14 protein-coding genes are annotated in these 14,031 nt (G+C 67.2%); 2 read left to right on the top strand and 12 right to left on the bottom strand.

Annotated elements, in window-relative coordinates:
- Window positions 1–3: 3 nt before the first annotated feature.
- The 4 genes from GJG85_RS07020 to GJG85_RS07005 all read right to left on the bottom strand — a co-directional run bounded on the left by GJG85_RS07020 (window position 4) and on the right by GJG85_RS07005 (window position 2,164).
- Window positions 4–540, bottom strand: coding sequence for a hypothetical protein (locus GJG85_RS07020; protein WP_050017639.1), 537 nt, complete (start codon window positions 538–540; stop codon window positions 4–6).
- 41 nt (window positions 541–581) lie between these two features.
- Window positions 582–1,166: a L,D-transpeptidase gene (locus tag GJG85_RS07015; protein WP_235356308.1), complete on the bottom strand. Its 585-nt coding sequence runs from the start codon at window positions 1,164–1,166 to the stop codon at window positions 582–584.
- 54 nt (window positions 1,167–1,220) lie between these two features.
- Window positions 1,221–1,775, bottom strand: coding sequence for an alpha/beta hydrolase (locus tag GJG85_RS07010; RefSeq protein ID WP_204383804.1), 555 nt, complete (start codon window positions 1,773–1,775; stop codon window positions 1,221–1,223).
- A gap of 179 nt (window positions 1,776–1,954) precedes the next feature.
- Window positions 1,955–2,164, bottom strand: a complete 210-nt coding sequence (locus GJG85_RS07005) for an ornithine acetyltransferase (protein WP_006497729.1) — start codon at window positions 2,162–2,164, stop codon at window positions 1,955–1,957.
- A 254-nt stretch (window positions 2,165–2,418) separates the two neighbouring features.
- On the opposite strand from GJG85_RS07005, the gene GJG85_RS07000 reads away from it, so the two are divergent.
- On the top strand, window positions 2,419–4,128 hold the full coding sequence (locus tag GJG85_RS07000; RefSeq protein ID WP_204383802.1) for a glutamine--tRNA ligase/YqeY domain fusion protein: 1,710 nt from the start codon (window positions 2,419–2,421) through the stop codon (window positions 4,126–4,128).
- A gap of 134 nt (window positions 4,129–4,262) precedes the next feature.
- On the opposite strand, the gene GJG85_RS06995 is transcribed toward GJG85_RS07000, so the two are convergent.
- The 3 genes from GJG85_RS06995 to GJG85_RS06985 form a co-directional block, all read right to left on the bottom strand.
- The gene (locus GJG85_RS06995) at window positions 4,263–4,736 is read right to left on the bottom strand and encodes an NUDIX hydrolase (RefSeq protein ID WP_204383858.1); all 474 of its coding nucleotides are present in this window, start codon (window positions 4,734–4,736) and stop codon (window positions 4,263–4,265) included.
- A gap of 8 nt (window positions 4,737–4,744) precedes the next feature.
- Window positions 4,745–5,131 carry a hypothetical protein gene (locus tag GJG85_RS06990; protein ID WP_204383800.1) on the bottom strand — a complete coding sequence of 129 codons (387 nt, stop codon included), beginning with the start codon at window positions 5,129–5,131 and terminating at the stop codon, window positions 4,745–4,747.
- Between the two features lie 125 nt (window positions 5,132–5,256).
- Window positions 5,257–6,606, bottom strand: coding sequence for a cytochrome c peroxidase (locus GJG85_RS06985; protein ID WP_204383798.1), 1,350 nt, complete (start codon window positions 6,604–6,606; stop codon window positions 5,257–5,259).
- Window positions 6,607–6,827: 221 nt separating this feature from the next.
- Here GJG85_RS06985 and GJG85_RS06980 point away from each other — a divergent pair, with 221 nt between their 5' ends.
- Window positions 6,828–8,414 (top strand): acid phosphatase, encoded by a 1,587-nt coding sequence (locus GJG85_RS06980; protein ID WP_050017611.1) that lies wholly within the window; start codon window positions 6,828–6,830, stop codon window positions 8,412–8,414.
- A gap of 121 nt (window positions 8,415–8,535) precedes the next feature.
- Here the strand turns inward: GJG85_RS06980 and GJG85_RS06975 are convergent, their stop codons facing one another.
- From GJG85_RS06975 to GJG85_RS06955, 5 genes are read right to left on the bottom strand one after another with little or no spacing between them, the layout of a single operon-like run.
- Window positions 8,536–10,038, bottom strand: a complete 1,503-nt coding sequence (locus GJG85_RS06975; RefSeq protein ID WP_204383796.1) for an alginate export family protein — start codon at window positions 10,036–10,038, stop codon at window positions 8,536–8,538.
- On the bottom strand, window positions 10,035–10,733 hold the full coding sequence (locus GJG85_RS06970) for a YoaK family protein (protein ID WP_050017613.1): 699 nt from the start codon (window positions 10,731–10,733) through the stop codon (window positions 10,035–10,037). Before GJG85_RS06970 ends, GJG85_RS06975 begins: the two co-directional genes overlap by 4 nt.
- A complete protein-coding gene (locus GJG85_RS06965) occupies window positions 10,730–11,644 on the bottom strand; it encodes a glyoxalase (RefSeq protein WP_089488352.1) in 915 nt (304 codons plus the stop codon). Before GJG85_RS06965 ends, GJG85_RS06970 begins: the two co-directional genes overlap by 4 nt.
- A 26-nt stretch (window positions 11,645–11,670) precedes the next feature.
- Complete coding sequence (locus GJG85_RS06960) at window positions 11,671–12,123, bottom strand: DoxX family protein (protein WP_089488351.1); 453 nt, start codon at window positions 12,121–12,123, stop codon at window positions 11,671–11,673.
- Between the two features lies 1 nt (window position 12,124).
- Window positions 12,125–14,026 (bottom strand): amidohydrolase, encoded by a 1,902-nt coding sequence (locus GJG85_RS06955; RefSeq protein WP_204383794.1) that lies wholly within the window; start codon window positions 14,024–14,026, stop codon window positions 12,125–12,127.
- Window positions 14,027–14,031 lie beyond the last annotated feature (5 nt).

Below are 14,031 nucleotides of genomic sequence, written 5' to 3'. Positions count from 1 at the left end.
CGGTCAGCGCCGGGCCAGCGTCTCGCAGCCGCCGGCCAGCGCCGCAAGCGCCGCGCGCGATGGCGAACGCACGACGGCCGCGTAACCACCGTGCCCGACCGACAGACTGTCGACGGTAACGGCGACCGCGTCCGAATCCGCCGCGGCCAGAAAGACGAGCGACAGCGGCGGCTCGGACGCGATGCGATCACGGATGTCCAGCCGCCCGATCTGCCGTGGAAATTCGCGCGCGAGGTCGGCCAGATCGACCTGTCGTTGCGCGACGATCGTCGAAAAGGACCCAAGATGCCCGGCCAGATCCGCCGACGCCATGCATTGCCGGGGGGCACGGCCGTCTGCATAAGTCACCTGCACGGCGAACCGCGCCGCGGGCTGTGAGCGCTGCGCGGCCAGCGTCAGCGCGGCGGTCGTATAGGTCAGCGACATCACCTCGTCGGGCAGCACGCCGAACAGCTCGGTGCCGGGATCGATCCGTATGCGGCTGTCGGTCCAGTCGGCGAGGCTGCGCCAGCCGAAACCGGCGAGCAGACCGACCAGCATCGCCAGACACGGGATCGCGAATCGCGTTGCCAATGCGCTCTTCACGATACCTGCACCACGGTTCCCATCGGAGCCCACTCGTACAGTCGTTTCGCATCGGCCTCGGCCAGACGTACGCAGCCGTGCGATCCGAACCAGTCGCTGACGGTATTGCGCGCCATTCTCACAAGCGACAGCGGCATCGGCCCGTGGTATTGATGAAGCGCTTTGCCGTCTCCCGTGAAGAACATCGCGTAATCCATTTGCACGTTATAGGCACGACTGCGATAGAACCGGTATTTCTGCATGATGCGAAAGGCACCACGATCGGTCGGATGCTCACTATCTCCAGTCACACAATCGAAGCGGAACACCCTCGCCGCCCCGTCAAACGCCTCCACGCTCTGACTCGAGAGGTGAACGACGATTCGTTTCGCCGCCGGCGATCTTATTCCACCGACCTGCTGATTCCGCCTTGCGCCGCTCGACATGGCCCGTCCTTCCGATCGAATTGAATAGACCGTCACTTTATCGGCCCGGCCGATCACGAAGTCATGGGGTTCGTCACACAATGCAGTCGGTTGCCTGTCGCGCCCAAGCCAATCGTACGGGCAGCAAGGCGCACGTACCGCCGCGACGCGTCGCATGAGATTCGCGCTTTGTTAAAAAAGGTGTCCGATTCGGTGAACCACGACCGGCGGTCAGTCCGTGGTCCCCAGCGCATCGAGCCAGCCGCGCGCTTGCGGCCAGTCGCCGAGCCCGCTGTCGGCGTTGATGTGGCCGCGCGGGCCGACGTTATGGAACGTGCTGCCCCACGCGTTCGCGCAGCCGCGTGCGAACGCGATCGAACCGTACGGATCGTCGCTGCTCGCAACCACGCAGGTCGGAAACGGCAACCGCTCGTGCGGCACCGGGCCGAAGCCGTGCGCGTCAGCCGGAAACACGGGCCAGGCCGGATCGGGCAATGCGACGAGCAGCGCGCCGCGCACTTTCGCGAGCGCGGCCGGCCGCGCGTAGCGGGTCGCCCACCATGCGGTGGTCAGCGTACCGAGGCTGTGGCCGGCGATCAGCACGGGCCCGCGCGCGGCTTCGACCGCCCGGTCGAGCGCGCGACACCAGCCGTTGCGAAACGCGTGGTTCCAGTCCGGCATCGCAATCCGCACGAAACGCGGATCGGCGCGCTCCCAGCGGCTCTGCCAGTGAAGCGGGCCCGAATTGGCGTAGCCGGGCAAGACGAAAACGACGGGGTCGGTCATGGAAGGATTCGTCGACGAATGGAATCGTGTTGTAGCGTCGACGCAGTGTCGCACACCCGCCTCTCCCTGATGGTGCCTGTCAAAATCCGGGGGATGTGCGTGACCTTCGAGCGGTCGTGACGCACTCAGCCAGGCGTCACGACCAGGGGCCGGCGGTCGGGTACGCCCGCCGGCGTGAATCAGCGTACGCCGGCGCCGACCAGGCCGCCTGCCGCCGCGCCGGCGACCGTGCCGACCGGGCCGCCGGTGATCAGGTAGCCCAGCGCGCCACCCGCGGCCGCGCCGATACCGGCGTTACGCTGCGTATGCGTCATCGCGCAGGCGCCGAGTTGCGACAGGGCCGCGACGATCACCGCGGTACGAACGAGAAAAGTGGTCTTCTTCATCATGATTGTTGGCTTCCTCCCGCCTCGCAAAAATCGCGATTGGCGGCATTGAATCGGTGAAGCCATCATAGGAAAAGCCGAACGACGCCCGCAATCCGATTTACGTCGTGTTACAGCCGACACACACTCGATATATTGCGATACGCATCGCGAACCGACGGCGCCCGACCGGCAGCCCGCGCGGGACGGACCCCGGTCAGGTAGAATTACAGGATTAAACCGGCGCGACGCGCCGACACAACCCTGACGCCAACCGCATGAGCACCGAACGCAACGACGCCCCCGCGGCTTCCAATTTCATCCGCAACATCATCGACGACGACAACCGCACCGGCAAATGGGGCGGCCGCGTCGAGACGCGCTTCCCGCCCGAGCCGAACGGCTATCTGCACATCGGCCACGCGAAGAGCATCTGCCTGAACTTCAGCGTCGCGCGCGACTACGGCGGCGTGTGCCACCTGCGCTTCGACGACACGAACCCGGAAAAGGAAAGCGTCGAATACGTCGACTCGATCGTCGACGCGGTGCGCTGGCTCGGCTTCGACTGGCGCAAGGACGCGGTCGATCACCAGTATTTCGCGAGCGACTACTACGACAAGCTGTACGAGTTCGCCGAGTTGCTGATCCAGCGCGGCAAGGCGTACGTCGACAGCCAGAGCGCCGACGAAATGCGCGCGAATCGCGGCTCGCTGACCGAAGGCGGCAAGCCGTCGCCGTTCCGCGACCGCTCGCCCGAGGAAAACCTCGACCTGTTCCGCCGCATGAAGGCCGGCGAGTTCAAGGAAGGCGAGCACGTGCTGCGCGCGAAGATCGACATGGCGTCGCCGAACATGAACATGCGCGACCCGGTGATCTACCGGATCCGCTACGCGCACCACTACCGCACCGGCGACGCCTGGTGCGTGTATCCGATGTACGACTACACGCACTGCATCTCGGATGCGCTCGAAGGCATCACGCACTCGCTGTGCACGCTCGAATTCGAGGATCACCGCCCGCTGTACGACTGGGTGCTGAACGAACTCGCGGAAGCCGGCGTGTTCGCGCGTCCGCTGCCGCAACAAATCGAATTCTCGCGGCTGAATCTCACGTACGCGATCACCAGCAAGCGCAAGCTGCTGCAGCTCGTCACCGAAGGCCACGTCGACGGCTGGGACGACCCGCGGATGCCGACGATCGTCGGCGTGCGCCGCCGCGGCTTCACGCCGGAGAGCATCCACCTGTTCTGCGAGCGGATCGGCGTGACGAAGATCGATTCGTGGATCGACATGAGCATCTTCGAAGGCGCGCTGCGCGACGACCTCGACGACAAGGCCGCGCGCACGGTCGCGGTGCTCGATCCGCTGAAGCTCGTGATCGACAACTATCCGGAAGACCTCGAGGAAGCGTGCACGGCGCCCGTGCATCCGCACCATCCGGACCGCGGCGTGCGCACGTTCCCGATCTCGCGCGAGCTGTGGATCGAGCGCGAGGATTTCGTCGAGAATCCGCCGAAGGGCTATTTCCGGCTGTTCCCGGGCAACAAGGTGCGCCTGCGCTACGGCTACGTGATCGAATGCACGGGCTTCGACAAGGACGCCGACGGCAACGTGACGGCCGTGCACTGCAACTACTTCCCGGACAGCAAGTCGGGCACCGAAGGCGCGAACACGTACAAGGTCAAGGGCAACATCCACTGGGTCAGCGCGAAGCACGCGCAGCCGGCCGAAGTGCGGATCTACGACCGCCTGTTCAAGGAGCCGCACCCGGACGCGGGCGGCTCGAACTTCCTCGAGGCGCTGAACCCCGATTCGAAGAAGATCGTGCAGGCGTACGTCGAGCCGGGCAACGGCGATGTCGCGCCGGAAACGCGCCTGCAGTTCGAGCGCCACGGCTACTTTGTTGCAGACCGTGTCGATTCGAAGCCGGGCAAGCCGGTGTTCAACCGGATCGTCGGGCTGCGCGACAGCTGGGGCAAGCCGGCCTGACGGCCTGCTCCGCGCGGCGGCGGGCGGCTTCGCAAGTCGCCCCGCTGCCTGCCCATGAAAAAAACCGGCTCGAGGGCCGGTTTTTTCATGGGCGTGCGCCGAAGGACGGCAGGCGTGGAAGCCGCGGCGCCCGTTCACGCACCCGACAATCGCCGATGCAACTCCACCAGCGACAGCTTCGTACGAAACAGCCGCGCGAGACTGCGGCTCGCATAGGTGTCGACGTCGCCCGGCACGGTCCAGCGGTACGCGTCCATCTCGGGAATCATCGAGCCGTCGCGACGGCTCGGAAACAGCGACGTACACGTGCACTGCGCGGGATCGATCTCGCCGTCGGCCACCTGCACCGCGAACAGGTGCAGATCCTTGTCGTGCCGGTACGCGAAGCGGCCCAGATCGAGCAAGCGCGCCGGCGCGAACTCGATGCCGGTTTCCTCGAGCAGTTCGCGCAGCGCGGCGTCGGCCGGCGTCTCGCCCGGCTCGCCCTGCCCCTTCGGGATGTCCCAGTGCGTGGTGTCCGTCGCGTGCGCGAGGAACACGCGGCCATCCGCATCGAGGATCACGACGCCGCACGACACCGTGCGCGGCGCGCCGCCCCGCTTCGTCACGTGCGTGCTCAGCGCTTCTGCAGCTGCCACTTGCCCGCGGCCGTCTTGCAGTAGACGGGCTTGAGCGTCATCGTCTGGCCCTTCGCGGTGATTTCGGTCGCGATTTCGCGGCAGGTCTTGCCGTCCGTCTCGGTCGTGCTTGGCGTGAGCTTCGCGTCGATCTGCGTGCCGCGGCCGCTGCTCTGCCATGTCGTGGTTTCGCCGTCCTTGCCTTCGTCGCGCGCCTGCACGACCGCCTTGGACAGCGACGCGCGATCGGTCTTGCTGAAATAGCTGATCGGCGTGTCGTTCAGGAAGTTCAGGTTGTTCTGTGCATGGGCGGGCAGCATCGCGCCTGCGCACGCGGCGCCGGCCAGCACGCGCGTGACGACGGAAAGGGATGCACGCATCGACATGTTTTTTCTCCTTGGATGTTCGATCGAACGGCGTGGCGCATGCCGGCGAACCGGGGGCCGGCCCTCCGGCGCGCGCCACGACCGTCAGCGAGCGAGCATAGCATGCGTGCTGCAGTGAACGCCTTCTACGGCTTGGCTAACGCGGCCGTTTGCTGATATCCGTCAGTCAGCGTGCCGAGGAACGCGATCACATCCTTGATCTCGGCCGCGTTCAGCGCCGGCGGGTCGCCGCGCTTGCGGTCGAACGGCGGCTCGCGGTTGATGTTCGGCCAGTAGCGCTTCGGCAAATCGTCGTAGATCTGCACCTTGCCGTGCACGACCGGGTAGAACTTCTCCGGATGGATGTCGCGCTCGACGTAGAAGCGCATCACGTCCTCGAGCGAGTGATAGACGCCGTTGTGGAAGAACGTCTTGCGCAGCGCGACGTTGCGCAGCGACGGCGTGCGGAACAGCCCGCAGAATTCGTCGCGCCCCTTCAGGTCGGTGCGTTCGGGGCCGCAGGCGCCGAGATCGTGGAAGCGCGGGTCGCGATTGACGGGCAGCGCGCGGTTGCGCGGCACCGCGATCGCGATCAGCCCGAAATCGCTGAACTGCGGCGGGCCGCCTTCGAGCGTGCGTTGGCTGATGTGACAGCTCGCGCAGTTGCCCTTCTTCTCGTCGTTGAACAGCTGCAGCCCGTGCAGCTCCGCGGGCGTGAGCTGTGCGTGGCCGGCCAGATACGCGTCGTATTTGCTCGTGTACGGATCGAAGAGCGCCGGCTGCTGCTGGAATGCGTCGAGCGCGCGGAGCACCGCACCGAACGTCGCCTGGTCATCGCCGAGCGCCGTTTCGCCGAACGCCTTGCGGAATGCATCGGCATACGGCGCGGCGCGAACCGCCTTCGCGACCCGTGCGGGCGAACTGCTCATCTCGAACGGCGACGTGAGCGGAATGCGCGCCTGCGCATCGCGCGTATCGACGCGACCGTCCCAGGTCAATCCGCCGGTCGGACCCGCGTCGATGCTTTCGTCCCCTTCGTCCGGCGAATCGTGGAAGTGCTCGCTGAACGGCGGGATGCCGCGCAGGTACTTCAGCGACGGCACCGCGCGAAAGCCGGTACGGTGCATGTCGTCGCCGCCGAGCTGCACCGACAGCGCGTTCGGCGGTCCGAACGCATGCTCGGCGCTGTGGCACGACGCGCAAGCGAGCTTGCCGGACCCGGACAGCGACGGATCGAAGAACAGCTGCTTGCCGAGCGCCGTCATCTGCTTCACGCCCTCGAACACCTGCGCGCGCGTCTGCGGCTGGCCGGCCGGCGCGACCGCCGGGCTGGCCGGCGCGGCCTGGGCCGCCGGTACGACGGACGCGGCCGATGCAGTCGTGCCGGGCTGCGCATCGCAACCGGCGAGCGCCGCGAGCGCGCCGGCCACCGCGAGCGTCGCCGCGGCAGGGATCAGCGATCGCGCGAACGCGAAGGATTTCAGCAGGGTGTGCATTCGTTGTTCGGGTAGCGGTGGGCAATCGGCCGGAGCTTATGTCAGTCCCGTGACCGTTCAATGACGTTCCACCGACAGTCAATTGAAAGCGCCCCTACACCCGGCTGTCAAATCGGTTCCAGATAATGCGCGCAGCCGGGCGGTACCGCGAGGTTCGTGCGCCGGCCCTTCCGCCACCCGGTTCCCACACGCGACCAACGACGAATGAGAGAGAACATCGCATGAAGAAGCACGCCTGGATTCGCTACACGCCGATCGCCCTCGCGGCCGCGCTCAGCCTGACCGCCTGCGGCGGCGACGACGTTACGCAACAGGGCCTGTCGGCCGTCAAGAACGTCGTCGTGATCTACGCGGAAAACCGCAGCTTCGACAACCTGTACGGCAACTTCCCGGGCGCGAACGGTCTGCAGAACGCGACGGCCGCGAACTCGGTGCAGAAGGACCGCGACGGCTCGACGATGGCGACGCTGCCGAAGATCTGGGGCGGCCTGACCGCGACCGGCATCACGCCGGCGGTGACCGAGGCGATGACGGCGAACCTGCCGAACGCGCCGTTCGCGATCGACGATCCGAAAGGCTTCAACCAGTCGATGAGCATCGCGACGCGCGACATCGTGCACCGCTTCTACCAGGACCAGATGCAGATCAACGGCGGCAAGAACGACATGTACGCCGCATGGACCGATGCCGGCGGCCTGACGATGGGCCATTACACGGCCGATCCGTCGAAGCTGCCGCTGTGGAAGATCGCGCAGCAGTACGTGCTCGCCGACAACTTCTTCATGGGCGCGTTCGGCGGTTCGTTCCTGAACCACCAGTACCTGGTCTGCGCGTGCGCGCCGTACTACCCGAACGCCGACAAGAGCCCGGCGGCCGGCAAGATCGCAGTCCTGAACGCCGACGGCAAGTCGCTGAAGGTCGCGACGAACTCGCCGGCCTCCGCGCTGAGCGGCCCGCCGAAGTTCGTCAACGACGGCGCGCTGACGCCCGACTTCTACGGCATCAACACGATGCAGCCGGCGTATCAGCCGAGCGGCAACAAGGCGGCCGCGGGCGGCGACCCGCTGCTCGCAGACCCGGCCAATCCGTCGACGATGCCGCCGCAGACGGCGACCAACATCGGCGACCTGATGACCAACGCGGGCGTGTCGTGGGCGTGGTATTCCGGCGCGTGGGGCCAGGCGCTGCAGGCGAGCCAGAACGGCACGTCGAACGTGATCTACGGCGCCGACCTGTCGACGCCGAACTTCCAGCCGCACCACCAGCCGTTCAACTACTTCGCGAACCAGGCGCCGGGCACCGCGAGCCGTGCGCAGCACCTGCTCGACGGCGGCGCGAACGGCGCCGAGTTCATCAAGGCGATCGATGCGGGCGCGTTGCCGCAGGTCACGTTCTACAAGCCGCAAGGCAACCTGAACGAGCACCCGGGCTACACGGACGTCACGTCCGGCGATCAGCACATCGCCGACGTGATCGCGCACCTGCAGGCCAGCCCGCAATGGAAGAACATGGTCGTGGTCGTCACGTACGACGAAAACGGCGGCTTCTGGGATCATGCGACGCCGCCGAATGCCGATCGCTGGGGCCCGGGCACGCGCATTCCGGCGCTGATCGTGTCGCCGTATGCGAAGAAGGGCTTCGTCGACCACACGCAGTACGACACGGGCTCGATCCTGCGCTTCATCACGCGCCGCTTCTCGCTGCCGCGCCTCGCGGGCCTGCAGCAGCGCGACGACGCGCTGAAGGCGAACGGCGCGCAGCCGATGGGCGACCTGACGAACGCGCTCGCGCTGTCGCCGAACCTGTAACGGCATCGCCGTCACCGCGAACGGGCCGGCCCATGCTACCGGCCCGGACGAACGAAGGGCAGCCCCGCAGTTCACGGGGCTGCCCTTTTTCATGCCGCGTGCGGGTGGCCGCGCGCCGCCGTCACCAGCCGTACTTCAGCTCGACGCCGACGTAATCGGCGTTGTGCCCGCCCGCCTGCCGGATCGCGTCGCCGACCTGGAAGTGCACGGCCTCCACCGCGCCGATCAGGTTCGCGGCGATCGTCCAGTCCGCGCGCAACTGCACGTACATCCCCGTCCACAACCCGCCCTTGCCCGCCGTGCCCGGCACCGGGATGTTCGGCTGCTGATAGACGGCGTCGCCGGTCGTCTCGCGCCACTGGAAGCCCAGCGCGCCGAGCAGCGACAGGTTCGCCGACGGTTTCAGCGTCACGGACGGCTTCACGTGAATCAGGTTCGCGTAGCTCGTATAGCCGGCCAGCGTGAAGTAATAGCCGTTCGGAAACAGCGGATTGAAGGTGCCGACGCGGCCGTCGTGCGGATGCCGGTCGCCCGACGCCGCGTCGACCTGCAGCGCGATGCGCGGCGACCACGGCGCGTCGAGCCTGTAGCCGGCGATCGAACCGACGGCCCACGCGCCGATCGTGGCGTTGCCGACCGTGCCGGTCTGAAGCATCGTCTCGAGATCCCAGTCGAAGCGCCCGTGCGTGCCCGTGTAGCGGACGTCCCATACGTCGCGATGCTCGGGGCCGCTCGCATCTAGGAAACGCGCGCTGCTGCGGTTGTAGCGCGACCAGTAGCCGGACAGGTCGCCCGGCCCGACCGACTGTCGCTCGAAGCGCACGCCGCTGAACGTGAGGTCGCGATTCGACACGTCGTCGAAATCGGACGCGTCGCGGTTCTGCACCGGCTGCGTCGCATAGCCGATGAAGCGCCACTTGCCGTATTCGTAATCGGCCCACACCGCATCGAACGCCAGCCGCACGTTCGGGCCGTCGCGCGCGGCGATGAAGCGCTGCAAATCGAACGCCATTTCCTGCCGACCAACGCGGAACTTGACCGTGCCACCGCCGAGCGCGCCCGTGTAGGTCGCGAACGCCTGTTCGAGATCGAGCGGGTTCTTGTCGACCGGCGACACCGTGTTCTTGCCGAACGCGCGTGCGTCCTGCAATTGCGCGAAGAACTGCCAATGCGGGCCGAGATGCGCATCGGCGTGCACTTCGACGCGCTGGATCACGTACGTATCCGATTGCGCGGCGCCGATGCCGAACAGCGGCGCGTCGTTGGTCTCGAGCCGCTCGCGCAGGTTCACGCCGAGCGACAGATAGGACTGCGGATCGTGGCCGAGCGGGATGTATTTGAGCCCGTCGAGCGGCTCCTGCGGCACGCAGGGACTCGCGAGCACCGACCAGTCTTCCTGCCAACGATTGAACAGGACGGTCGGGCGTTTGGCGGTGCACGTCGATGCGGTGGTCGCCGCGGACGTCGAGGCCGGCGCCGGTTCTTGCGTCGAAGTCGAGGTCGACGCAGCCGCCGTTTCCGCGAACGCCGCGTTGGCGCCCGCGCACAGCAGGCCCGCGACGATCGACGCGCGCGCGGCCCGCTCGAAGCGGCGGCCGTGGCGTCGCCTGCGCCGCTCGATCATGCACGCTCCTGCGTCGGGGTACCGGCCGCTTGCGCGGCGCACAGCGCAAGCGTCGCGAGCGCGCCGACGGGCGCCAGCAGCGCCAGGAACCCGACGTAGCGGAACCCGAGCGCACCGCCCGCCGCGCCGAGCGCGAACGCGACGATCGCCGGCAGCATCTTCGCGAAGCGTGCGCGTGCGGTGGCGCGCACGCTGTCCGCCGTGCCGGGCGACAGCATGTCGACGGCATCGAGAATCGCCTGCGTGACGTTGCCGGTCATCACCGTGTTCGGCACGCCGCCCGTGCGCGCGATCACGCGCGGATGCGCGTTCTGCACGCCCATCGCGAACGTGCCGACGATGCCGGCCACGAGCGCCGCCACGCTGTCGGGCTGCGTGACGGGCGTCGCCCACACGCCGGCCGCGCAGAAGCCGAGCAGCAGCACGGCCTGCACCGTGTGCAGCACGCGCGTGCCCTGCCACGCGGGCCGCGCGGCCATCGACCGCGCGATCAGGCTGCTCGCGATCACGCCGCATACGAACGCCGGAAACACGCTGAGCTTCAGTATGACGCCCTGCCCGAAGCCCGCGAGGCCCGCGCCGATCAGCACGAAGTTGCCGGTCACGTGCGCGGTGAACAGCCCGAACAGCGCGACGAAGCTCAGCGTGTCGACGAAGCCGGCCACCGCGGCGAGAATCGTGTCCTCGTGCTTCATCGCGCTACGCTCGCGTGGATTTCGGCGACGTAGCCGCCCGGGAACTGCACGAGCGCCGCGTCGCGGCCGTCCGACTTGAACGGCGGCACGAGGACCGTCACGCCCGCGCCTTCGGCCTGCTTCAGCGTCGCCGCGAGATCGGCGACTTCGTAGCCGGTCATTTCGCGCCCGAACGGGTAAGGCAGATGGCCGTCGGTCACCAGCACGGTCATCTTGCCGAAGCCCGATTCGATGCGAATCCGGCGGTAGGTATCGTCCGGCCGGCCGATCTCGATGCCCGGCGCCTTCAGGTTGTCGGACACCACCTTGCCTTTCGAGAACTTGACGAAGTCGTGCACGAATTTGCGGACGCTTTGCGGCGACACGTACACGCGATTCTCGGGGACGGTCTGCAGCGCGTCGTAATTCGGCGCCTGCGTGTGCCAGTACAGCTGCATGTTCACGCCGCCCGCCCACGTGACGATCGCGTCGCGACCGATCGGATCGGGGAACGTGTCGACGATCACATCGGCACCGTGCTCGCGTGCGGACTTCACGGCGACGTCCATGTCGGTCACGAGATAGCCGGTGCGTTCCTCGCAGAACGGATACGGGATCGGCGTCTTGAAGCCGAACACCGAAATCGTGCCGACCGGCGTCAGCACGAGTTGCGACATCGTCTGGCTCGGCGTCGGCGTGACCTGGAACACGCCCTGCTTCGACTTCTTGCCGCCGAACGTCGCGACGAAGCTGTCGGTGAAGCGATCGAAGTCTTCGGGTGCGACGCACACGTGCGTCGTGTCGTACTGCGGACCGACCGCCACCGTCGGCACGACCGCGGGCGGCGCCGGCGGTTTCGCGAACGTCACGGGGGTGACGGCCAGGCCGCCCGCGAGCATCGCGGCGAGCAGCACGGAACGAACGGATTTCATCACAGGGTTTCCTGGTTGTTGCATCGTCATCGAATGGAACGGCCATCATCGGCCGATTGCCGCGCATCGTCGAGCACGGTCGCGAGCACGAGTGCCGCGATCAGCCCGAGATGCTCGAAAAAGCTGTTGAGCGCCATGAAGTGTTCGGCACCCGAACGGTTCCAGAAATCGTTCGCCACGACCATCGCGACGAGCGTCAGCATGCCGAGGCTGCCGGCGCCCAGCCACGTGAAACGGCGAAACACCACGCACAGCGAGCCCGCGATCTCGACCGCGATCGCGAGCGCCGCCCACAGTGCGGCCGGCTGCAGGCCGAAATGCGCCTGCTCCGCGACCGCGGCGGAGAAGTCGAGCGCCTTCGCGACGCCGCCGAGCAGATAGGCGGACACCAGCGCGACGCGCGCGAGCGGCAGGACCCATGGTTGCGCGAGCAGCGCGCGGATCCACGCGGGGGTGCGGTAGACGGTGCGCGTCGTCATGTCAGATCGCCCAGCACGAACACCCGAACGCGCCCCAGAAGCCCTTCGCATCCGACGTCGGCAACGTGCTCGCCCATGCGCTCGCGTGCGCATGCTGGTGAAGGTTGCATTCGTTCGCGCAGCCGCACATCGCGGCGGCCGCTGCCGCACGTTGCAGCGGCGCGCCGTTGCGTTGCGTCGCGCCCCAGCCGCCATAGCCGCCATAGCCGCCGAACTCGCGCACCGGCGACCAGTCCGGCATCGCCGGCGGAATCGGCGCGTCGTGCGACGCGAACGGCCCCGCGCCCCACACGATCTTCCCGTCGACCACCGTCAGCAATGCGGTCGTGGCGGCGATATCGTCCTCCGCGCACCCGAAGAAATCGCGATCGGGGACCACCAGGTCGGCAAGCTGACCCACCGCGATCCGGCCTTTCTTGCCTTCCTCGTTCGAGAACCACGTCACGTACTCGGTCCACATCCGCAGCGCGGTTTCGCGATCGAGCAGGTTGCGCTGCGGATACATGCGCATGCCGCCGACCGTCTTGCCCGTCACGAGCCACGCAAGCGATACCCACGGGTTGTACGACGCGACGCGCGTCGCGTCCGTGCCGGCCGACACCTTGAGCCCCTTCGCGAGCATCTTCGCGACCGGCGGCGTCGCCTCCGCGGCTTGCGCGCCGTAGCGCTCGACGAAGTATTCGCCCTGGTACGCCATCCGGTGCTGCACCGCGATCCCGCCGCCGAGCGCGGCGATCCGGTCCATCGATTGCTCGGTGATCGTTTCCGCGTGATCGAAGAACCAGTTCAGCCCTTCGAGCGGAATGTCCTCGTTGACCTTCTCGAACACGTCGAGCGCGCGGCTGATCGTTTCGTCATAGGTCGCGTGCATGCGCCACGGCCAGCGGTTTTCCGCGAGCACGCGCACGACGCCTTCGAGATCGTCCTCCATCTGCGCGGGCAGGTCCGGACGCGCGACGCGAAAATCCTCGAAGTCGGCCGCGGAAAACGCCAGCATCTCGCCGGCGCCGTTGTTGCGGAAGTAGTCGGTGCCGTCGTGATACTTGACGCTCTTCGTCCAGTTCACGAAGTCTTCCTTCTCCGCGTTCGGCTTCTGCGTGAACAGGTTGTACGCGATCCGGATCGTCATCTCGCCCGCGTCGTGCAGCTTGCGGATCACTTCGTAATCGTCGGGGTAATTCTGCGAACCGCCGCCCGCGTCGATCACGCCCGTCACGCCGAGCCGGTTCAGCTCTCGCATGAAATGGCGCGTCGAGTTGTATTGATACTCGAACGGCAGCTTCGGCCCCTTCGCGAGCGTCGCGTAGAGGATCGTCGCGTTCGGGTTCGCGAGCAGCAGGCCGGTCGGGTTGCCGGCGGCATCGCGCAGGATCGTGCCGCCCGGCGGCTCCGGCGTGTCCTTCGTGTAGCCGACGACACGCAGCGCCGCCGCGTTCAGCAACGCGCGATCGTACAGGTGCAGGATGAACACCGGCGTGTCCGGCGCGACCGCATTGAGTTCGTCGATCGTCGGCAGTCGCTTCTCCACGAACTGATGTTCGGTGAAGCCGCCGACCACGCGCACCCACTGCGGCGCGGGCGTGATCGCGACCTGCTGCTTGAGCATCTCCATCGCGAGCGCAAGCGACGGCACGCCGTCCCAACGCAGTTCCATGTTGTAGTTCAGTCCGCCACGAATCACGTGGCAGTGGTTGTCGATCAGACCCGGCAGCACGCCGCGGCCGCCGAGATCGACCACCTTCGCCGCGCGGCCCGCGAGCGGCATCACGTCCGCTTCGCTGCCGACGGCGACGAAGCGGCCGTCCTTGATCGCGACGGCGGTCGCGACCGGGTTCGCGCGGTCGAGCGTCGTGATGTGCCCGTTGTGCAGGATCAGATCGGGTCGAGTATCGGTTGCGCTCATTGACA

The sequence above is a fragment of the Burkholderia sp. MS389 genome (assembly GCF_016899425.1).
GTDB classification, from domain to species: Bacteria; Pseudomonadota; Gammaproteobacteria; order Burkholderiales; family Burkholderiaceae; genus Burkholderia; species Burkholderia sola.
Note: the sequence above shows the minus strand (reverse complement) of the source record. Positions and strands in the feature narration are given on the sequence as shown.

What these genes read in the sequence shown, in the direction of transcription:
- GJG85_RS07010 (WP_204383804.1), bottom strand. Translation starts at nt 1,775, where the DNA reads ATGACCGACCCCGTCGTTTTCGTCTTGCCCGGCTACGCCAATTCGGGC.
- GJG85_RS07015 (WP_235356308.1), bottom strand. Translation starts at nt 1,166, where the DNA reads ATGCGACGCGTCGCGGCGGTACGTGCGCCTTGCTGCCCGTACGATTGG.
- GJG85_RS06965 (WP_089488352.1), bottom strand. Translation starts at nt 11,644, where the DNA reads ATGAAATCCGTTCGTTCCGTGCTGCTCGCCGCGATGCTCGCGGGCGGC.
- GJG85_RS06970 (WP_050017613.1), bottom strand. Translation starts at nt 10,733, where the DNA reads ATGAAGCACGAGGACACGATTCTCGCCGCGGTGGCCGGCTTCGTCGAC.
- GJG85_RS07020 (WP_050017639.1), bottom strand. Translation starts at nt 540, where the DNA reads ATGCTGGTCGGTCTGCTCGCCGGTTTCGGCTGGCGCAGCCTCGCCGAC.
- GJG85_RS06980 (WP_050017611.1), top strand. Translation starts at nt 6,828, where the DNA reads ATGAAGAAGCACGCCTGGATTCGCTACACGCCGATCGCCCTCGCGGCC.
- GJG85_RS07000 (WP_204383802.1), top strand. Translation starts at nt 2,419, where the DNA reads ATGAGCACCGAACGCAACGACGCCCCCGCGGCTTCCAATTTCATCCGC.
- GJG85_RS06960 (WP_089488351.1), bottom strand. Translation starts at nt 12,123, where the DNA reads ATGACGACGCGCACCGTCTACCGCACCCCCGCGTGGATCCGCGCGCTG.
- GJG85_RS06990 (WP_204383800.1), bottom strand. Translation starts at nt 5,131, where the DNA reads ATGTCGATGCGTGCATCCCTTTCCGTCGTCACGCGCGTGCTGGCCGGC.
- GJG85_RS06985 (WP_204383798.1), bottom strand. Translation starts at nt 6,606, where the DNA reads ATGCACACCCTGCTGAAATCCTTCGCGTTCGCGCGATCGCTGATCCCT.
- GJG85_RS06975 (WP_204383796.1), bottom strand. Translation starts at nt 10,038, where the DNA reads ATGATCGAGCGGCGCAGGCGACGCCACGGCCGCCGCTTCGAGCGGGCC.
- GJG85_RS06955 (WP_204383794.1), bottom strand. Translation starts at nt 14,026, where the DNA reads ATGAGCGCAACCGATACTCGACCCGATCTGATCCTGCACAACGGGCAC.
- GJG85_RS07005 (WP_006497729.1), bottom strand. Translation starts at nt 2,164, where the DNA reads ATGATGAAGAAGACCACTTTTCTCGTTCGTACCGCGGTGATCGTCGCG.